Below are 21266 nucleotides of genomic sequence, written 5' to 3' on the forward strand. Positions count from 1 at the left end.
GTCTTCCCTCCTTCCATCTATTCTGCGTCTTGAATCAGCTTCTTCGCATGTAGTGCCAGCATATGATCAGGCTGCACGTCAATGGCTTTTCCTAGCATTTCAAGTGCTTCGTCTTTTTTCTCTAAATACGCATACGCAACCCCTAAATTATAAAAGGCATCTGCATGCTGCGGATCACGCGTGACGACTTCGGTAAAAGTCGTGACCGCTTCTTCCAGCATGTGTTCATTGGCTAAGCACATACCAAATTGAAATCTTGCTTCATTATCTTCTTCGTTTAGTTCAATGGCACGCTGAAGATATGGCATGGCAAGCTTTGGCTGCTCTAATTTGATGAGTGTCTGCCCCAGCATATAAAACAAATCACTATTTTCCATGCCCGCTTTTAGCGCTTGTTCAAAATAGTCTTTTGCTTTCATAAAGTCTTCTTTTAATGTATACACATTTCCTGCTCCATAATAAGCTGCAGCTGCGGCGTGATCAAGTTCAATCGCTTTTTGAAAGAAGTTTAACGCACGTTCAAATTCATTGATACTTGAAAGTAAGTTCGCAAAGTTAATATAAGGAACCGGGTCCTTCGGGCTTTCTTCGATCGCTTTTGTAAAAGCTTCTGCTGCTTTTTCGATGTTCCCTTGATTTAAGGCTTCTATGCCGATTTCGTTATGATTCATTCGCTCTCTCATCCTTTCATTAAAAAACCTCAACAGCGACGTTGAGGTTTTGAAAACATGTTACACATAAGACAGTTTTTGACCGTCCTTAAAGACATCATCAATTGTACCGCCGCCGAGGCATTCGTCGCCATCATAAAAAACAACAGCTTGTCCTGGGGTAACAGCACGAACAGGTTCATCAAAGATGACCATCGCTTCTTGCTCACCTGTCATTTTGACCTTTACATGGTGATCTTCTTGACGGTATCTGAATTTTGCTGTGCATGTTAATTCACCATTTTCACCAACAATATGAGGACGAGTCCAGCTAATGTTGACGGCTGAAATGCTTTCAGAGTATAAAAGTGGATTGTGGAAGCCTTGTTCAACAAACAAGATGTTTTTCTCCAAGTCTTTCCCAACAACAAACCAAGGATCACCGCTGCCGCCAATGCCAAGTCCTTGGCGCTGACCGATTGTGTAATACATCAGTCCATCGTGCTCCCCTTTTACTTCTCCGTCCATCGTCTGCATCACACCAGGCTGAGCAGGCAAATATTGACTAAGGAACGTTTTAAAGTTTCTTTCTCCAATAAAGCAGATACCCGTTGAATCTTTTTTCGTTGCTGTTGCGAGCTCTGCTTCTTTTGCCAATTCACGAACCCTTTTCTTCTCTAAGTCACCGATTGGGAACATGACTTTATCAAGTTGTTCCTGAGTCAGTTGATTTAAGAAATATGTTTGGTCTTTGTTTGCATCAAGACCTCGAAGCATTTTGACTTCATCGCCAGTTCGATCAACACGGGCATAGTGGCCTGTTGCCAAATAATCCGCACCGAGTGACAATGCATGCTCTAGAAACGCTTTGAACTTAATTTCTTTGTTACACATGACATCTGGGTTTGGCGTTCGGCCTGCTTTATATTCATCAAGGAAATATTGAAACACTTTGTCCCAATATTGCTTCTCGAAATTCACTGCATAATAAGGGATTCCAATTTGGTTACATACGCGGATAACATCCTCATAGTCCTCCGTTGCTGTGCAAACACCATTTTCATCAGTGTCATCCCAGTTTTTCATAAATATACCGATAACATCATAGCCTTGCTCCTTTAGCATAAGAGCGGCAACTGATGAATCGACTCCTCCAGACATACCGACCACAACTCTTGTATCTTCTGGTCTTTTTGTCATCTTCATCAACTCCAATTTCAATGAAACAACATGCGCGTTTCGTTCTTTAGATGCTTAGCTGTTTCATTTTTCACACACGAACAAAAGGAAGCATTATTTGGCCAGGCGTTTGACAACAGCCGCTATCTTATGTGCCGCCTGCTTCACATGATCCTCTTCGTTCCCAAGACCGAAGCTCATTCTGACTGAGGATGTCAGTTCTTTTGCTTCTTCGCCAAACATGGCGCTTAACACGTGCGAAGGAAGGACAGATCCAGCCGTACATGCCGACCCGCTTGAAACAGCAATTCCTTCCATATCTAAATTCACAAGCAGCGATTCAATGGAGACGCCCGGGAAATGAACATTTAAAATGTGCGGCAATGTTTCTTTCGGATGTCCATTGATCGAGAAATTGAGTGATTCCTCTTCGAATACTTGCAGCATGGTTTCTTTGAGCTTACCATAATGCATCGCTTTTTCTCTTCTATTTTGCTTTGTTAATTGAACAGCTTCTGCAAGCCCCACAATCCCTGCCACATTTTCAGTGCCAGCACGGCGCTTTCTTTCTTGTTCCCCTCCGAATATTTGCGGAGAGAGTTTCACGCCTTCGTTGACATATAAAAAGCCTGTTCCCATCGGACCATTCAGCTTATGACCAGATGCAGATAAAAGATCGATATGAAGATCTGCTACATCAATGGGCATTGTGCCGAACGCCTGCACTGCGTCTGTATGAAAATGTGCAGTATGATCATGTAAAAGTTCGCCAATCGCTTTGATTGGCTGAATCACACCTGTTTCATTATTCCCGTACATGATGGTCACAAGAATCGTATCATCTCTTAGTGCTTGTTTTAATTGATCAAGATGAATCAATCCCGCTTGATCTACATCTAAATATGTCACTTCAAATCCTAGCTTCTCTAGGCGCTCACATGTATGCAGCACCGCATGATGCTCTGTTTTGACTGTGATGATATGTTTACCTTCATGCTGTCTTGCCATGGCAACACCTGTGATCGCCAAGTTGTCCGCCTCGGTTCCTCCACTTGTGAGGATGATCTCCTGCGGTTTACAGTGCAATTCTCCTGCAATGACTTCTCTTGCTTCATCGAGCCACTTTCTTGCCTCGCGCCCATATGAATGAATACTAGAGGGATTGCCAAATATCTCTGTAAAGTAAGGCATCATCTTGTCCACAATACGCTGATCCATCGGCGTTGTAGCCGCATGATCTAAATAGATTCGTTCCATTTCCGGTACACCTCTGATCTAAATATAGAACATATACGAGTCTTGATCCCCGTCATCTGTATAACTTGCCAAGTCTTCAAGAGTTGTATTGTCTAGTACGTCTTTTACTGCATCACGAATACGAATCCAAAGTTCACGCTTTGCTGGTTCTTCGTTTTCAATGACTTCGACAGGACTAATTGGTCCTTCTAATACACGAATAATATCACCGGCTGTAATCTCGTTTGGTTCATGTGCAAGAACATAGCCGCCATACGCCCCGCGAATACTTTTTACAAGACGGGCATTACGGAGTGGTGATACAAGCTGCTCTAAATAATGCTCAGACAAATCATTGTTTTGAGCAATCGATTTTAATGATGTAGGCCCTTCGCCATGTTTTTTGGCTAATTCGATCATGATCGTCAGACCATATCTGCCTTTAGTTGAAATTTTCAAGTTAAACACCTCTGCGTTTTCTATTCTATGTCATCAATTATATTTTCTGATTTCATATACGCTGATATATAGACCAAAAGCAATTATATCATACTTTCAGCCAACTTTCATTTACGGGTTCCAAGCCCAATAGGAGGACTCATCCCTTTTCTATTTGAAGAAATTTCGGTACTCTATACAAACAAGACATTGCTTTAGGAGAGATAAGTATGAAACCTTTAGCGTACCGGATGCGCCCAAGTCATATTGAAGACATTATTGGGCAGGAGCATCTTGTTGGAGAAGGTCAAATTATTAGACGAATGGTCGAGGCGAAACATTTATCCTCGATGATTTTATACGGACCGCCGGGCATCGGCAAAACTTCGATCGCAACGGCGATTGCTGGCAGTACAAGCATTGCTTTTCGTACGTTGAATGCAGTCATTCATAATAAAAAGGATATGGAAGCAGTCGCCGCTGAAGCGAAAATGAGCGGTCAGGTGATCCTTATTTTAGACGAAGTCCATCGGCTTGATAAAGGAAAGCAGGATTTTCTTCTACCTTATTTAGAAAATGGCATGATCATTTTAATTGGCGCTACGACGGCTAATCCCTATCATGCGATCAATCCCGCCATCCGAAGCCGGACACAGATATTTGAACTAAAACCGCTTGAAACAGAGCAAATCAAAGCTGCTTTATCTAGGGCATTACAGGATGAGCATCGCGGACTTGGCGGTTACGAGGTGACTGTGGACGATGATGCGATGCATCATTTTGCCAATGGATGCGGAGGAGATGTGCGTTCTGCTTTAAATGCGCTAGAACTCGCCGTCTTATCGACAAAAGCTGATGAAACTGGACATATCACAATTACTCTTGCCGCTGCCGAAGAATGTTTACAAAAAAAGAGCTTCTCGCATGATAAGAATGGTGATGCTCATTATGATGTCCTCTCAGCTTTTCAAAAATCCATTAGAGGATCTGACGCAGATGCGGCACTGCATTACCTTGCCAGACTGATCGAAGCAGGAGACCTTGAAAGCATTTCAAGAAGATTACTCGTAATGGCATACGAGGATATTGGCTTAGCCAGTCCTCAGGCAGGTCCCCGCGTATTAAGTGCTGTACAAACAGCAGAAAGAGTCGGTTTCCCAGAAGCACGAATTCCGCTCGCTAACGCAGTGATTGAACTGTGTCTTTCTCCTAAATCCAATTCGGCATATAAGGCGATTGATGCAGCGCTGGGTGACATTCGTTCAGGGAAAATTGGTGAAGTTCCTGCCCATTTAAAGGATGCCCACTACAAAGGCGCCACAGCCCTCGGAAGAGGCGTCGATTACTTGTACCCACATGATTATGAAAACGGCTGGGTGAAGCAGCAATATTTACCTGACCCGCTGAAAAACAAGCAATACTATGAACCGAAGCAAACAGGGAAATTTGAAGGTGCATTAAAACAGGTCTATGAGAATTTAAAACGCCAAAAATAAAAAAAGCCCCCTGCATATTAGCAGGCGGGCTGTTTATTTATCCTTTACACGTGTAATCGGAATATCTTTTAAAAGCTTCATAATGACATGACCACCCATGATCAGTCCGGCAACAGACGGAACGAATGCATTAGATGATGGCGGCATTTGCGCTTTGCGAATCTTCGCTTCATCATTACCAACTTCTTTTCTGACATCTTCACGAATCACAATTGGACTTTCATCTGAGAAAATGACTTCAATTCCCTTACGAATGCCTTCCTTGCGCAGACGTGTTCTCACGACTTTTGCAATAGGGTCTGTATGTGTTTTTGAGATATCATCAATTTTGAAGCGTGTCGGATCTGTTTTGTTCGCGGCACCCATACTTGAAATGATGTTCACATTGCGCTTAAGACACTCTTTCATTAAATGAATTTTATAGTGAATGGTATCTGATGCATCAATGACATAATCAAGCGGATACTCAAAAAATTGCTCGTATGTTTCCTCTGTATAAAACATTTTGAGCGCAACAACTTCACATTCTGGATTAATATCAGCGATTCTCGCCTGCATTAAGTCAACCTTTGGCTGGCCAACTGTTGATAGCAATGCTGGCAGCTGACGGTTCACATTTGTAATATCAATATCATCTTTATCAACAAGTACAATACGGCCAACACCTGAACGCGCGAGTGCCTCTACTGCAAATGAACCAACGCCGCCCACACCAAGCACTGCAACTGTACTGTTTTTTAATATATTTAAGCCTTCCTTGCCAATGGCAAGCTCGTTTCTTGAAAACTGATGTAACAAGTGCCTCACTCCACCTTTATTTAAAATGAATCGAAAGAATCATATCATATTCAGACTTCTCCGTCATCCTTCTCTAAAAGAAAAAAACACAAAAAAGTCCCGATGACGCCGCCAGCTTTTCCTTCGTTTTGAACCCCGCACCAAGCAGGTGGGTGCTTTCTTCCTGACTTTATAAGTCCTCTAAAGAGGCATTTATGCAGAAAGGAAAGGCAAGCTCCCGTATTAAAAAATGTTCGGTCAAAACTAGGTAACCACCGTACGTATCAGGACTTTATTTATTGATTGTTGAAAGCATATCATAGGCATGTCCCTTTTTCAAGCGGTTACATGCCTATAAACATGCGCCTATTTTACTGTTTTACTTTTGTTTTAATTGCTAAACTCAGCTCATCAAGCTGCGCCTCGCTCACATGGCCAGGAGCATCTGTAAGAACGCAGCTCGCACTTGCCGTTTTAGGGAACGCAATCGTATCTCTTAGATTAGAGCGTCCTGCAAGCAGCATCACTAAACGGTCAAGCCCAAGCGCGATTCCGCCATGCGGAGGAACCCCATGCTCAAACGCATCCAGAAGGAAGCCGAATTGTTCGTAGGCCTCTTCTTTTGAAAAACCGAGTAAGCCAAACATTTTTTCTTGAATGTCCTTTTCGAAAATACGAATAGACCCTCCGCCAAGCTCGTAGCCATTCAGTACAAGATCATATGCCTGTGCCTTCATGTCTTCTGGGCTTGTTTCAATTAATTCTAGATCATCACGAACTGGCATTGTGAATGGATGATGGGCAGCATAGAAGCGGCCTTCTTCTTCATCTTTTTCAAGCAGCGGCCAATCGACAACCCATAAGAAATTGAAGACAGATTCATCGATCAGTTCAAGCTCTTTACCGAGTTTTAGACGAAGTGCACCAAGCGCATCATGGACAACAGACGTCTTATCTGCAACAAAGAGTAAAAGGTCGCCTTCTTCCACTTGAAGCTGCTCTTTTAATTCTGCTTGTTTTGTTTCATCAAAGAATTTAGCGATTGGTCCTTTTAATTCTGTTCCTTCAGCTTTTAGCCAAGCAAGACCTTTTGCACCATAGTTCGCTGCAAATGCACCTAGTGCATCAATGTCTTTTCTTGAGTAGTTTGCTGCAGCACCTTTTACATTGATGGCTTTGACAGCTCCACCATTCTTCACAGCTCCACTAAACACTTTGAAATCAGAGTCTTTTACCGTGTCTGAAATGTTGACAAGCTTCATTTCAAAACGTGTATCCGGCTTATCAGAACCGTAGGAATTCATTGCTTCATCGTACGTCATTCGTGGTAATGGCAATGTTAGGTCTACACCTTTTACATCTTTCATCACCTTTGCCATCATCTGTTCAGCAAGTGTCATGATGTCCTCTTGACTCATAAAGGACATTTCAATATCAACTTGTGTAAATTCCGGCTGACGGTCAGCACGCAAGTCTTCGTCTCTAAAACAGCGGGCAATTTGATAGTAACGATCCATCCCTGATACCATCAGCAATTGTTTAAATAATTGCGGAGACTGAGGCAGGGCATAGAATTCTCCTTCATGTACACGGCTTGGAACAAGATAGTCACGTGCACCCTCTGGCGTACTTTTCGTTAAAATCGGTGTTTCAATGTCGAGAAAGCCGTTGTCATCTAAGAAATGGCGGAATGCTTTTGTGACGTTATGTCTCATTTTCATCGTTTCAAACATGGCAGGGCGGCGAAGATCTAGGTAACGATATTTTAAACGAACATCTTCTGATACCTCATCTGCTTGATCTGAAATCACAAATGGAGGAGTCTTTGCTTCATTTAGAACGGTGACCGTTTCGACTTGAATTTCAATTTTGCCCGTTTTTAAATTTGGGTTGATCGTTGCTTCTTCTCTTGCGACAACCGTTCCTTTAATATCAAGGACATACTCATTTCGAATTGATTCTGCTGTCTCAAGCGCCTCTTTTGATAAGTCTGGATTGAAAACAACTTGTACAATCCCTGTACGGTCGCGCAGATCAATAAAGATTAAACCGCCAAGGTCACGTCTTTTTTGAACCCATCCTTTTAATACAACTGTCTGACCGATTTGGTCTTCTGTTACTTCTCCACAATAAAAAGTTCTACCAAACACAAACATTCCACTCCTTCTCTACGCTTTCTGGTGTGCCTTCATCATTTGAATCAGCTCATCAAGCTTCACTTCAATTTGTTCACCCGTTGTCGTATCTTTCACATTCACAATTTGCTGAGCGAGCTCATCTTCACCAAGAACCGCAATAAATTTAGCTTTTAATCGATCAGCCGCTTTAAATTGTCCTTTTAGTTTCTTTCCTGTATAGTCCATTTCACTTGAGATTCCTTCTTTTCTCAGACGGTTTAATAATGAAACAGAATAATCCTTCGCTTCTTCTCCGAGTGCAGCAATGTATAGATCAATGCCATCCTGCACAGGAAGCTCAATCCCTTCAGCATCGATTGCTGATAGGAAACGTTCAATACTCATCGCAAAACCGATCCCTGGTGATTCAGGACCTCCAATTCCTTCAACAAGTCCATCATAACGGCCGCCGCCGGCTAATGTTGTAATCGCACCAAAGCCTTCTGCATTACTCATGATCTCAAATGCAGTGTGATTGTAGTAATCAAGACCGCGCACTAAGTTTGGATCGACGACATATTCAATGCCTATATCTGTTAAGTATTGTGTGACCTTTTCAAAATACGTTCGTGATTCTTCATTTAAGTAATCTTGAATGGATGGAGCCGTTGCCATCAGTTCGTGGTCACGATCCTTTTTACAATCAAGAATACGCAGCGGATTTTGATGTAAACGAGTTTGACAGTCATGACAGAATTCATCAATTCTTGGCTCAAAGTGCTCAACAAGTGCTGTGCGGTAGTCTGCACGGCTCTCTTTGTCACCAAGGCTGTTAATGACGAGCTTTAAGTTGGAAAGGCCTGCTTTCTCATAGACACTCATCGCAAGTGAAATGACTTCTGCATCAATGGCAGGATCTTTTGAACCAATCGCTTCAATTCCAAATTGATAAAATTGACGATATCTTCCTGTCTGCGGACGTTCATAGCGGAACATTGGTCCAATGTAATACAGCTTGGTTGGCTGCGCCGGCTGTGCAAACAATTTATTTTCAACATAAGAGCGTACGGTTGAAGCCGTTCCCTCTGGACGAAGTGTGATGCTGCGTCCTTTTTTATCTTCAAATGTGTACATCTCTTTTTGAACGATATCTGTTGATTCGCCTACTCCCCGTGCAAACAGCTCTGTATGCTCAAAAATCGGTGTGCGGATTTCTTTGTATTGGAAGGCTGCACATATATCTCTCGCAATTTGTTCAACATACTGCCAGCGTTCTGACTCTCCAGGTAAAATATCCTGTGTGCCTCTTGGAATATTAAAACTCATTTTTCGTCCTCCTACGACCATCATTCATTTTTATGTGGACATATAAAAAACCCCCGCCTCTACTATGTGTATAGTAGGGACGAGAGTTATACCCGTGGTGCCACCCTAGTTGGAACATGAACCAGCCATGTTCCCGCTCAAATCCTTAACGCAGATTCACGTTCTCCGCCTATTGACTCATTTTCAGAGCGTTCAGCAGGAAACCTACAGAGTGTTCTTTCGTGATAAATGCCATGCGGATTCGCTTTCAGCCTAAGGCGATTCCTCTCTGCTCACGCAATTTACCCTACTATTCTCTATCATCAGTTCCACATTTTAAATTTTCAAGTGTGTTGATTTATATTATAATAAGGTCGGTGCTGCCACTCTGTCAACCCTTGCCGTGCCTCTTTTTCTTTTCCAGCTCTTCTTTTGACGTACATCCGTATTCAGATGCGGTTTCTTCAAGGAAGCCTGGCTGATCCATTTCGTCGTGCTGCCACCGGTCGATATCACGATGTCCATTATATTGCACTCGTCCTAATTTTCTGCTTAATCTCATGTTTGTACATCCTTTAATCACATTTTTATCTAGTATAAACAGATTGATTCATTTTTATTAGGGAAACTGCAAGGAATTCGTCCATTACATAACGAATTAACATTCATCGGTTTTACAAGGGAGGGGAAAACACCGTTTTGAATCTAAAAAAACACAATCAAATGATGATGCTGCTCACTTGTTTTGTCCTGATCGCCAGCACTTTACCTATGACACATGCTACAGCGCAAACAGATCAAGCTGTGGTTGCAACAGATGAAATCAATGTGAGAACGGGCCCTGGTTTAAGCTATGGAATCGCAGCTGTTGTGAAGCGCGGAGAAAGCTATCCAATTCTTACTGAACAAGGAGAATGGGTGCAGATCCAATTATCAAACGGACAAAAAGGCTGGGTCGTTTCATGGCTGATCACTACATCATCCGGCACTCAAAAATCCGCTAAGCCAAAGACGCAAGGTCAAAGCGCGTCTGGAGTCAGTACCATTACATCGACAGCTTCTGACCTTCGCATTCGGACAGGCCCTGGGACTTCCTATCAAGTGATCGGGACTTTCCCACAAGGTGCGTCCGCTAAAAGGCTGGAAACTAGCGGTGAATGGACAAAAATTTCGTATAAACAAGCAGAAGGCTGGGTCCACTCTGATTATGTTTCAGGCGGGCAAAAAGCTTCTCAATCCAGCTCAGGTGCGTCCTCTCGTTCTAAACAGACAGGCACAGTTGGTGTATCGAGCTTAAATGTACGGCAATCAGCAGCACCAAATGCACAAGTCATTGCTTCACTTTCCCGCAATACACAGATCAACATTTTGCGAGAACAGAATGGCTGGTATGAAATTGAAGCAAAAGGCGTAAAAGGCTGGGTAGCAAGCTATTACATTGTCACAGGCAACGGAGCAGGCTCTGCATCTGAAAAGAATTCTTCCTCTTCGGCTTCTGAGCAAAAAGCATACATTGTCTATGACGGCACCAACATTCGAAAAAGCGCTTCTACCTCTGCTGGGATTGCAGAAAGAGCAACAAAAGGAGCTGCCTATCATATTGTCCGGACGCAAGGTGACTGGTACGAGGTGACTCTATCAAACGGCGGGACTGGCTATGTGGCGAGCTGGGTCGTTCAAACGAAGAAAAATAGCAGCGAAGCACCAAGACCTCAGCAGGATTCATCGTCTCGTACAGGTTCTTTAAAAGGAAAAACGATTGTTCTTGATCCTGGTCATGGCGGAAAAGACAGCGGCACGATTGGCGCAGACGGTGCATTTGAAAAAAATATCACCATCAAAACCGCTAATTTACTGGCAGGCAAATTAAGAGCTTCTGGTGCAAATGTTTATTTAACTAGAAGTGATGATACTTTTATCAGCCTTCAATCGAGGGTGGCGACATCTCATTACCGAAATGCAGATGCTTTCATCAGTCTTCATTATGATAGTTTTATGGACCAAAGCGTGAGAGGAAGTACAGCGTATTATTATCAAGCATCAAAAGATCAGCAATTAGCGTCAAGCGTTCATGCCGAAGTGGCAAAACGCTCTCAAATTCCCGATAAGGGTGTCAAATTCGGAGATTATTTTGTTTTAAGAGAAAACAAACGCCCTTCCCTTTTATATGAACTCGGATATTTAAGCAATCCTCAGGAGGAAGCAATCATTTATAGCGCCTCTTACCAAGAACGAGTTACAGAGGGAATGACTGAAGGATTAAAACGATATTTCCGTTAAGAAGAAAGAGGCCTCTGTGCCTCTTTTTTGTTTGATTGCAAAAGAAAAAGACTCTAAACAAACTCCCGCATGAGTTCATCTACAGTCTAGAGCGAATCTATTCTTTGCTGTCCATCAACATCGTGACTGGCCCTGAATTGGTTAATGACACGTCCATCATTGCGCCAAAACGGCCAGTTTCTACTTGAATGCCTTTTTCTCTAAGGGTTTTATTGAAACATTCGTAAAGCGAGTTGGCTACATCTGGCTTCGCGGCTTTCATAAAATTCGGCCGTCTTCCCTTTCTCGTATCACCGTAAAGGGTAAATTGCGACACAGACAGAACGCTTCCTTTTATGTCCAATAATGAATGATTCATTTTTCCGTTTTCATCTTCAAAAACACGTAAATGTACAAGCTTTTCAGCTAAGTAACGCACATCTTCTTCTGTATCTTCATGTGTGACACCAACGAGCACCATATATCCTTCGTTGATGGCACCTGTGATCTCTTCTTCAACCTTCACAGATGCACTTGTCACACGCTGCACAACAAGCCTCATAGACGATATACTTCCTTTCTAATTAATGAATCGGCGAACAGAGTAAATGTCTTTGATTTGTTTGATGCGTTCTACCACTTTGTGCAAATGGTTAATATTTTGGATAAAGATCGCCATATGGATCGTCGCCACTTTGTTACGATCAGACTTCCCAGAAACAGAGGAGATGTTCGTTTTGGTTTCGTTGACTGCTTGAAGCACCTCGTTGAGTAAGCCGCGTCGATCGTATCCTAATATTTCAATTTCCACATTGTATTCTTTACGGTTTTGAGCAGGCTGCTCATGCTCCCACTCGACCGGAATTAATCGTTCCTGCGCTTCCCCTGTCTTCACGTTCGGACAGTCCTCGCGGTGAACAGATACACCTCGACCTTTTGTAATAAAGCCAACAATACTGTCACCAGGAACAGGATTACAGCACTTAGATAAGCGGACAAGCAGGTTATCAATTCCTTTAACCCTCACGCCAGCTTCACGTTTTTTCCCGTGATACGGCTTTGGTTCTACCGTGACTTCTTGGACGGTTTTCTCTTGTTCTTCTTGATCTCTTTGTTTTCTTTCTTTTTCTGTTAAACGATTGGCTACTTGAAGGGCCGTAATGCCGTTATATCCAACGGCTGCATACATGTCCTCTTCGTTTGAAAAATTAAATTTGTCCGCCACTTTTTGCAGGTTTTCAGCTGTCAGAATGTCTTTGACATCGAACTCAAGGTTTTTGATCTCTTTCTCCACGAGCTCTCGGCCTTTTTCGACATTTTCTTCACGGCGCTGTTTTTTGAAAAACTGTCTAATCTTGTGCTTCGCTTGGGAGGTTTGGGCAAGCTTGACCCAATCCTGACTTGGCCCGTAGCTGTGCTTGGATGTCAGAATTTCAATAATGTCACCTGTTTTTAGTTTATGATCGAGCGTAACCATCTTGCCGTTGACCTTGGCACCGATCGTTTTATTCCCAATTTCCGAGTGAATCCGATATGAGAAGTCAATCGGAACTGAACCCGATGGCAGTTCAATGACATCTCCTTTTGGTGTAAATACAAACACCATATCAGAGAAAAGATCGATCTTTAACGATTCCATAAATTCTTCTGCGTCTGTGGATTCGTTTTGGAACTCTAGAATTTCCCTAAACCAAGAGAGCTTCTTTTGGAAGACTGCTTCTTCTGTTGGTTCTGCTGATTCTTTGCCTTCTTTGTATGCCCAGTGTGCCGCAATCCCATATTCTGCAATTTCATGCATTTCCACTGTACGGATCTGAACTTCAAGGGGGTCACCTTTTGGCCCGATCACCGTTGTATGAAGAGACTGGTACATGTTCGGCTTTGGCATCGCAATGTAATCCTTAAACCTGCCTGGCATCGGCTTCCAGCATGTATGGATAATTCCGAGAACAGCATAACAGTCTTTAATGCTGTCGACCAAAATCCGAACGGCAAGCAGATCATAAATTTCATTAAACTGCTTATTTTGCAAGACCATTTTACGATAAATACTATAAATATGTTTTGGTCTGCCGGAAAATTCAGCCTTGATGTTCACCTCAGACACGCGGTCTTTCACTTCATTGACAACCTCGTCCAAGTATTCCTCACGTTCTGCTCGTTTGCGCTTCATCAGATTCACAATTCGGTAATATTGCTGCGGATTTAAATAGCGGAGCGCTGTATCTTCAAGCTCCCACTTAATTTTTGAAATCCCTAATCTGTGCGCAAGCGGTGCAAAGATTTCAAGTGTTTCATTTGAAATTCTTCGTTGCTTTTCCTGTGGAAGATGTTTGAGTGTTCTCATATTATGAAGACGGTCTGCCAGCTTAATCAAGATCACGCGAATATCCTGCGCCATTGCAACAAACATTTTTCGATGGTTTTCAGCCTGTTGTTCTTCTTGTGATTTGTATTTAATTTTTCCGAGCTTTGTGACACCATCAACAAGCATTGCCACTTCTTCGTTAAAATGCTCTTTTAAATCCTGTAATGTCACATCTGTATCCTCGACAACGTCGTGCAGGAAACCGCCCGCAATGGTCGATGGATCCATTTCAAGGTCAACAAGAATACCCGCCACTTGAATTGGATGGATAATATAGGGCTCACCAGATTTCCGGTATTGCTCCTTGTGTGCATTTTCAGCATATTCATATGCTCGCTCTATAAATTGAATATGTTCAGCGGACAGGTATTCTCTTGCCTTGTCAATGACCTGCTGCGCCGTTAAAACTTGTTCGTTCGCCATGGAATCACCTTTTTAAATGAAAACTGTATTGTAGTTTATTATCAAGAAAAATTCGATAGATGTAAAGAGAAGAAGTCCGCTAAAAGATTTTTGATAGGAAAAAAGCACCCTTCTTACTGAGTGCTTTTTACGAAAACTCCATTAGTATTGCATTAACGTCATGATGTCGTAGCCGTCAAGCTTCTTTCTGCCATCCAGATACGTCAGTTCAATCAAAAATGCAATCCCTGCTACAACGCCGCCTAACTCCTCTACAAGCTTGATGGATGCTTCAATTGTTCCACCAGTCGCAAGTAAATCATCTGTAATCAGTACGCGCTGACCAGGACGAATTGCATCTTTATGAATCGTTAATACATCTTTACCGTATTCCAAACCGTAATCGACTTTAATGACTTCACGAGGAAGCTTTCCCTCTTTACGAACCGGTGCAAAACCTACTCCAAGTGCGTATGCTACAGGGCAGCCAATAATGAATCCACGCGCTTCAGGTCCAACAATGAGGTCAATATCTCTTTCCTTCGCGTATTCAACGATTTGATCCGTTGCATAACGGTACACTTCGCCTTTATCCATTAACGTTGTAATATCTTTAAATTGTACACCTTCCTTTGGGTAGTCAGGTACAACTGTCACATATTGTTTTAAATCCATCTTTTCCTTTTCCTCCTCGTACGTCAAAGCACAGGTGAGACTTCGCTCATCATGCTATTCAGCCATTCCTTCAGCTCTTTAGCTGAGGAATATGTTAGTGTTTGATCGAGTTCCATCAATCGTTGTTTTGCTGTATAGGACGCTGATGCCGTTAAATCTTTTTTAGGGGCATCAAGTACTATTGACAGCACACCATTCTCTATTTTAACAAAACCGAGTTCAAAAAACACCTTTGTCATAAAAATGATTGTATCTTTTGTCCAGCCTCTATGTTTGGCAAGCTCCATTCCTTGTTCTTTAATAGGAAAACTTCCACGTTTATACAAGAACCCATAAAACCATTTGAATTGATCACGGCTTGGGAATGAGGACATAAAATGATCTTCTTTTCTTTGAAAAACCGTATAAATTCTGGCAGGCTTTTGATTTTCTAAAAGCTGCTTCAGCAAGTGCTCATCTGCGGGAACATCTGCAAAGACCACATACTTGTCCTGCACATCAAACGTTGACACATTTTCTGCATGAACATGATGAATTGGAATATTGACGTCCTGTTTTGTTGCTTCATCAAAACAGACAACCAAAGATTTTTCCGAATCAAGAGCCAAGACTTTCTTCTCCCAATCCATTTTCCCGCGCAAATCAAACAGCTGCCAATCATCAACTCGAGCATCTTTTAGCATAAGCTGAGGTTTCTTCCTGTTATTCCATTCATTGATAGACATTTCGCCAATCACGGAAATGCGGCTTCCCGGGACAATTTCTTCTTTTAGTTTCCCTTGGTGAAAACCGACACAGTCAAGCAGCTTGTCTTCGTCTTTTAGAGACATTTTAATATGATTGTGGTTTGCCCCAATTGTTCGGATCTCTTCAAGCCTCGCATCTTCAATCATAATGAACGGCTTTGGGTTTGACATACCGAATGGTGACAGCATCCCCGCTTCTTCAATCGCTTCGACCGTCAATTCATCCACCTTACATAATGCATCGACTTGCTGAACCGGAATAAAATCTTCCTCTGTCAATGTTTCATTTGCATATTGATTTAATCTTTCCCTTAGTACAGCGACATCATCCGCTTGAAGTGTCATACCTGCTGCCATCGGATGCCCGCCGAAATGCGGCAGAATGTCGCGGCATTTGCTTAAGTGAAAAAATAGATCGAAGCCAGGAATGCTACGGGCTGATCCTTTTGCCAATTGCGTCTCCTCATCTATTCCAAGCACAATCGCTGGACGAGAAAAAGTATCCGTCAATTTAGAGGCAACAATTCCGACAACGCCTGGATTCCAGCCAGCTTTCGCTACAACGATCGCAGACTGGTCACTACCTGTTTCTTCCACCATTTGAATGGCTTCTTCTGTGATCGTGCTAACAATCTTTTGTCGTTCTTTATTCAATTCCTGTACAAAACGAGCGAGCTCTTCCGCTTCATCTTTATCCTCAGTCATGAGAAGATGAACTGCTGGATCTGCCTGTTCGATTCGTCCTACAGCATTCAGCCTTGGTGCAATTTGAAAACCGACCGTTTCCTCGTTTGCTTCATCAAGAGTGGCTCCCGCTTCTTTCAATAACGCTTTCAGCCCGGGTCTATTCGACTGCCGAAGCTGGACAAGCCCTTTTTTGGCGAGCCATCTATTTTCATCATGAAGCGGTACAAGATCCGCGATTGTCCCGATTGCCGCAAGATCTAACAGCTGAACTGGCACCTTCCCAAGAAGTGCATGCGCCACTTTAAACGCTACACCTACACCAGCGAGTTCTTTAAATGGATACTCACAGCCCGGCTGCTTAGGATGGACAATCGCAAGTGCCTCTGGCAGCTCCTCACTTGGTTCATGGTGATCTGTGATAATCAGGTCTAACCCTATTTCTTTTGCAATACGTGCTTCATTTACAGCAGCAATGCCTGTATCGACCGTGATGACAAGCGATGCTCCTTGCTCCTTGATATATCGAAATGCTTGTTCATTAGGCCCATAGCCTTCTTTAAATCGATCTGGAATATAAAAATCTACTTTCGCAGACAATTCTTTTAATGTATGTAAAAGCACAGACGTACTTGTCACACCATCTGCATCATAATCTCCGAAGATCACAATCGATTCCTGCTCTTCGATCGCTTTGTTGATGCGCTCTACTGCTTCTTTCATTCCTTTTAATAAGAATGGATCATGGAAATCGGCTTTTTGATCAAATAAAAAAGACCTCGCTTCTTCTACTTCTTCGAGTCCTCTTTTAACGAGAAGCGATGCAGTCAGCGCTGAAATATTCAGATTTTCAGAGAGTGATTTCACTTTTTCTTCGCTTGGATGTTCATATTCCCAGCGCATTTTGGATAATAACATAAATTCACCCCTCAACCACACTATTATACTAGAGTGGACTGAGGGGTTTCAATTTTTATTTTATGAAATTGTGCTGGAAGATTATTTTTCCTTCCGATCAAATGTTGCTGGCTGTTCTTTTAAAGACTTGACATTTGAATTCTTTTGAACGTCTTTGTCTGCCTTTTTAGTCGAGGCAGCAGGTGCAGCGGCTGCACGTTCAACTTTTAAAGCCTTTAGTTCACGTTTCAGTTTCACGATTTGGAAAATCCCTGCAAATGCCACGATCAATCCACCCATTAGTACAGACCCGATAATGACAAGGATCAGCGGCCATTCAGCCTTTCCAAATAAGTAATCTACCTCAACAGGCCGCACATTAATCACGGCAAATACTGAGACAATTAATACGAAAATAAATGCGAGTATGATGGTCCATTGTTGTTTGTTCATCTACATATCCCCCAAGCTTTTTCTTTTATTCTTCCCTCTTCCCTGTCCTTTTTAAACACAGAGAGGAAAGCTGTGGAAGAAACCCTATCAGCATGGGCATGATTAGCTGCTGAGTTTTTCTTGAATCAGGTTCTTTATTTCTTTTCTTTCTCCAGAAATGACAAGGGTATCCCCTTCTTCAATGACCGTTTCTGGTCCTGGATTTAACATTTTCTCGTGTGATTTTCTCACAATTGCGATGACTGTTACTTGATAGTTTTGACGAACATCGAGGTCACCGATTGTCTGCTGAACAGCTGGTGCGTTTTTTTCTATCTTAAACCACTCAATCACCAATTCATCAATTGCTACCTCTACGGTTTCAAGCGCTTTCGGCTTATAGACCATGCCGCCTAAAATAGCCGCGATTTGTCTTGCTTCTTCATCGTTTAGCAGTATGCTAGAAATCGTTTCTTCATGATCGTCCTCTTGAAAATGATACATTTCTCTTCTGCCGTCATCATGTGTAATGATGGCAAGCTTCTCATTGTTTCTTGTGATCATTTCGGCTTTATGACCGATACCTGGCAGTTCAGTTTCCCGAACCTTCATAACAGCCCCTCCAATGAATAAAGCCAAATGCCCTAAACAGACACTTGCTTTCTATACTGATCTAAACGTATGTCATTATAGCAAAAGACCATTTCAAGATCAATGAAACCCGAAATGTTTTTTCAAATCAGTTTATTTATCGGAAAAACTATAGAAAAAAGACTGCCGATTAGGCAGTCTCCGATTGTTGACAAAGGGATAAAATGATCTTTATTTTAGCCCTTTGTCTTCTTCTCAGCGTGATAGAAAACCTTTGCAGTCTAGGAAGGGCAGCTACTTTTGCGGAGCGAATTTGACATTCGTGAGCACCAGCGCGCAGACCTGACACCGAATGCGAGGGTTTGTCTACACGCTGAGACTGCTGATTAGGCAGTCTCGCTAAATTAAATATCTTTTTCTGTATCTATCTTAGCCGGTTTTTTCAGTTCACGGCCTTTCCACATGAGCCAAATTTGTGCCGCGATATAAAGAGATGAGTACACCCCTGTTAATAAGCCGACAAGTAAGGCAATGGAGAAGTTAGTAATCGACGCTGATCCGAAGATAAGCAGTGCGACCACAACAACTAGGACAGTCAGTACCGTGTTGACTGATCGCGTAAAGGTTTGCTGCAAGCTTAAGTTCACAATGTACGATAGATCTTCAATGGTTTTCGGTTTGCGTTTCTTCATTTGTTCACGAACCCTGTCAAAGGTAACGATCGTGTCGTTGATCGAGTACCCGATGACTGTAAGGATCGCGGCAATGAAGGTGACATCTACCTCTAACCGCGTAATACTAAAGAAGGCCACAATAAAGAATGCGTCGTATAGCAGTGAGATAATCGCTGCAATTGCCATCTTATATTCAAAACGGATGGATACATATAAAATGATCCCGATTGAAGCAATGATAACGGCATACAGTGCATTACGGGCGAGCTCTTTTCCGACAGTCGGAGACACTGTACTCACGTTTGGCTCAGTGCCGTATTTATCATTGAAGTAATCTTTTACTTCAGCAATCTTTTCTTTGTTTGGCACACCGACAAATCGTGCAGCTGCCTGGTTTTCTTTTTGACCCGATAACACTACACTGTCCGTTTCAAGACCCAGCTTTTTAAAGTCTTGCTCTACTTGTGCAGTTGTCAGCTTGTGATCACTTTGAATATCAATTCTAGTTCCACTTGCAAAGTCAATACCTGCATTCAGCTTGAAAATAGAAAGGACGATGATTCCCGCAATCGTAATAGTGGCTGAGAAGATCATAAAGCCTTTACGTTTGCTGACGAAATCCCATTTATCAAAAGGCGTTTTCGGTTCGGTAATTTCTGTTGTTTCATGAATATTCATGATGTCTTTTTTCCGAACACCAAACCAGCCTTTTTTGCGGTCAAGCGAGCGGCTTTCAACAAGAAGTCCAAGAAGGAATCTTGATAGGAAAACTGCTGTGATAAAGCTTGTTAAAATCGAGAGGATGAGCATCGTTGCAAATCCTTTAACAGAGCTTGTTCCGAAGAAGAACAGCACGCCGCCGGCAATAATACTTGTTAAGTTTGCATCAAAGATGGTCGCAAATGATCTGCGGTTCCCCGATCTGAAAGCAGAACGGACAGATTTGCCGAGCTTGAGCTCTTCTTTGATCCGCTCATAAGTAATAATGTTGGCATCAACAGCCATCCCTACCCCTAGAATGAGTGCGGCAATTCCAGGCAGTGTCATAACCGCGCCCATCCAATCAAACACTTGCAGTGTAATGTAGATATAAGCTGAGAGTGTAATGACAGCGATAAGACCAGGTAATCGGTAATAAAACAGCATGAATAAGAAGATAAATGCGATTCCTACAATTCCTGCGAACACTGTTTCGTTCAGTGCTTGTTCACCAAACTGTGCACTTACAGATGTAGAATATTTTTCTGTTAATTTTACTGGCAATGCCCCGGCATTTAAAATACTTGCAAGGTCTTTTGCCTCTTGGACAGTAAACTTCCCTTCAATTTGTACGTCACTGCTGTTAATCTCTTGATTTACATTTGGTGCAGATACATACTTAGGGTTTGATTTTGAGACTTCTTTTTTGAAGGAATCTCCTTTGTGGTAATCAAGCCAAATGACAAGCTGATTATTTGGTGCCATAGCTGCTACTTTTCTTGTGACGTCACCAAACTTTTTCGCATCCTTTAGTTTAACTGTGACAATTGGTTCATTCGTTTGATTGAATGTTTGTTTTGCCCCGTTCTCAACAAGATCAGAACCGTTTAGGAGCTCTTTATCGTTCGTATCTCTGAAGGATAGCTGCGCTTCAGTGGAAAGAATTTCCCTTGCTCTGTTTTGATCTTTTACCCCCGCAAGCTGCACGCGGATACGGTTGTTGCCTTCAATCGAGATGTTTGGCTCACTTACACCAAGCACGTTGGCTCTTCGGTTAAGAGCTTCCACTGTACTGACGAGAACACTATTTGTGATCTTGTCCTCTTTTTTCACTGGATGTACATCATACAGGACTTCGAATCCACCCTGCAAATCCAGCCCCAGCGTCATATCTTTCGCAACAGGCTTTGTCAGTAAGCCCACGCCAGTTCCGATTAACAGAACCACTAAGAAAAACGCAAGAATGCGCCCTTTTTTCATTATGTATTTCCTCCTTAAACACCTGAATCCATTTAGATGGCTTATTTCAACAGTTCATCTAGCATATTCTTGCCATCTTCACTGTCCAAAAAAGCAGACGTTTTAAACGACTGAACGGTTGCATAGTTCATAAATTCGCCAATTTTCACAGATAAAATATCTGCAACCATTTCATGAATCGGATACTCTTGTTTTTTCTTCCACTTCTTATTCTCTAAGTATGACCATAATTCCTCTAAATCTACATCTTTATAGCCCAAAACGATGAATTCTTCAAGCTTACTGAACAGAAAAGGCTTTAAATGGTCTTTGTAAATAGCAGCTGGGTGTTGTGTCATTGCGTAGCTCCCCCTTTTCAGTTTTTTATCGAGAGACTTGTCA

The 21266-nt window shown here is 42.4% G+C and carries 18 protein-coding genes, 1 other RNA gene and 1 other annotated feature; of the genes, 2 read left to right on the forward strand and 17 right to left on the reverse strand.

The window, feature by feature from the left end; translation table 11 throughout:
• Positions 1-17 precede the first annotated feature (17 nt).
• The 4 genes from AKG37_RS02790 to cymR form a co-directional block, all read right to left on the reverse strand.
• Positions 18-671 carry a tetratricopeptide repeat protein gene (locus tag AKG37_RS02790; RefSeq protein WP_060697469.1) on the reverse strand — a complete coding sequence of 218 codons (654 nt, stop codon included), beginning with the start codon at positions 669-671 and terminating at the stop codon, positions 18-20.
• 60 nt (positions 672-731) lie between these two features.
• Positions 732-1850 carry a tRNA 2-thiouridine(34) synthase MnmA gene (gene mnmA / locus AKG37_RS02795; protein WP_039180282.1) on the reverse strand — a complete coding sequence of 373 codons (1119 nt, stop codon included), beginning with the start codon at positions 1848-1850 and terminating at the stop codon, positions 732-734.
• A gap of 93 nt (positions 1851-1943) precedes the next feature.
• Complete coding sequence (locus tag AKG37_RS02800; RefSeq protein WP_060697470.1) at positions 1944-3086, reverse strand: cysteine desulfurase family protein; 1143 nt, start codon at positions 3084-3086, stop codon at positions 1944-1946.
• Between the two features lie 18 nt (positions 3087-3104).
• Positions 3105-3524: a cysteine metabolism transcriptional regulator CymR gene (cymR, locus tag AKG37_RS02805; protein WP_024423125.1), complete on the reverse strand. Its 420-nt coding sequence runs from the start codon at positions 3522-3524 to the stop codon at positions 3105-3107.
• A gap of 209 nt (positions 3525-3733) precedes the next feature.
• Here cymR and AKG37_RS02810 point away from each other — a divergent pair, with 209 nt between their 5' ends.
• On the forward strand, positions 3734-4999 hold the full coding sequence (locus AKG37_RS02810) for a replication-associated recombination protein A (RefSeq protein ID WP_060697471.1): 1266 nt from the start codon (positions 3734-3736) through the stop codon (positions 4997-4999).
• Positions 5000-5032: 33 nt separating this feature from the next.
• Here AKG37_RS02810 and AKG37_RS02815 read toward each other — a convergent pair whose 3' ends face one another.
• The 5 genes from AKG37_RS02815 to AKG37_RS18910 all read right to left on the reverse strand — a co-directional run bounded on the left by AKG37_RS02815 (position 5033) and on the right by AKG37_RS18910 (position 9760).
• Positions 5033-5797, reverse strand: coding sequence for a tRNA threonylcarbamoyladenosine dehydratase (locus AKG37_RS02815; protein WP_060697472.1), 765 nt, complete (start codon positions 5795-5797; stop codon positions 5033-5035).
• Between the two features lie 92 nt (positions 5798-5889).
• Positions 5890-6070, reverse strand: a non-coding RNA gene (gene ssrS, locus AKG37_RS02820) — 6S RNA.
• Between the two features lie 77 nt (positions 6071-6147).
• Entirely contained in the window at positions 6148-7926 is a 1779-nt protein-coding gene (aspS, locus tag AKG37_RS02825) for an aspartate--tRNA ligase (protein WP_149865062.1), read from the reverse strand.
• Between the two features lie 18 nt (positions 7927-7944).
• Positions 7945-9219, reverse strand: coding sequence for a histidine--tRNA ligase (gene hisS, locus AKG37_RS02830; protein ID WP_060697474.1), 1275 nt, complete (start codon positions 9217-9219; stop codon positions 7945-7947).
• A 72-nt stretch (positions 9220-9291) separates the two neighbouring features.
• Positions 9292-9531 (reverse strand) — a binding site (T-box leader).
• A gap of 58 nt (positions 9532-9589) precedes the next feature.
• Positions 9590-9760, reverse strand: coding sequence for a YrzK family protein (locus tag AKG37_RS18910; RefSeq protein ID WP_003216250.1), 171 nt, complete (start codon positions 9758-9760; stop codon positions 9590-9592).
• Positions 9761-9897: 137 nt separating this feature from the next.
• Here AKG37_RS18910 and AKG37_RS02835 point away from each other — a divergent pair, with 137 nt between their 5' ends.
• Positions 9898-11478, forward strand: a complete 1581-nt coding sequence (locus tag AKG37_RS02835; RefSeq protein ID WP_060697475.1) for an N-acetylmuramoyl-L-alanine amidase family protein — start codon at positions 9898-9900, stop codon at positions 11476-11478.
• A 97-nt stretch (positions 11479-11575) separates the two neighbouring features.
• On the opposite strand, the gene dtd is transcribed toward AKG37_RS02835, so the two are convergent.
• The 8 genes from dtd to AKG37_RS02875 form a co-directional block, all read right to left on the reverse strand.
• Entirely contained in the window at positions 11576-12019 is a 444-nt protein-coding gene (gene dtd, locus AKG37_RS02840) for a D-aminoacyl-tRNA deacylase (protein ID WP_060697476.1), read from the reverse strand.
• An 18-nt stretch (positions 12020-12037) separates the two neighbouring features.
• Entirely contained in the window at positions 12038-14248 is a 2211-nt protein-coding gene (locus AKG37_RS02845) for a RelA/SpoT family protein (protein WP_060697477.1), read from the reverse strand.
• Between the two features lie 141 nt (positions 14249-14389).
• Positions 14390-14902, reverse strand: coding sequence for an adenine phosphoribosyltransferase (locus AKG37_RS02850; protein WP_024423133.1), 513 nt, complete (start codon positions 14900-14902; stop codon positions 14390-14392).
• 23 nt (positions 14903-14925) lie between these two features.
• On the reverse strand, positions 14926-17250 hold the full coding sequence (gene recJ, locus AKG37_RS02855) for a single-stranded-DNA-specific exonuclease RecJ (RefSeq protein WP_060697478.1): 2325 nt from the start codon (positions 17248-17250) through the stop codon (positions 14926-14928).
• 81 nt (positions 17251-17331) lie between these two features.
• Positions 17332-17682, reverse strand: coding sequence for a LapA family protein (locus AKG37_RS02860; protein WP_060697479.1), 351 nt, complete (start codon positions 17680-17682; stop codon positions 17332-17334).
• Positions 17683-17784: 102 nt separating this feature from the next.
• Positions 17785-18273 carry a cation:proton antiporter regulatory subunit gene (locus AKG37_RS02865; RefSeq protein WP_060697480.1) on the reverse strand — a complete coding sequence of 163 codons (489 nt, stop codon included), beginning with the start codon at positions 18271-18273 and terminating at the stop codon, positions 17785-17787.
• A 383-nt stretch (positions 18274-18656) separates the two neighbouring features.
• Positions 18657-20885, reverse strand: coding sequence for a protein translocase subunit SecDF (gene secDF, locus AKG37_RS02870; protein ID WP_060697481.1), 2229 nt, complete (start codon positions 20883-20885; stop codon positions 18657-18659).
• Between the two features lie 41 nt (positions 20886-20926).
• On the reverse strand, positions 20927-21223 hold the full coding sequence (locus AKG37_RS02875) for a post-transcriptional regulator (RefSeq protein WP_003216788.1): 297 nt from the start codon (positions 21221-21223) through the stop codon (positions 20927-20929).
• Positions 21224-21266 lie beyond the last annotated feature (43 nt).

The organism is Bacillus australimaris, assembly GCF_001307105.1.
In the GTDB taxonomy this organism is placed as follows: domain Bacteria; phylum Bacillota; class Bacilli; order Bacillales; family Bacillaceae; genus Bacillus; species Bacillus australimaris.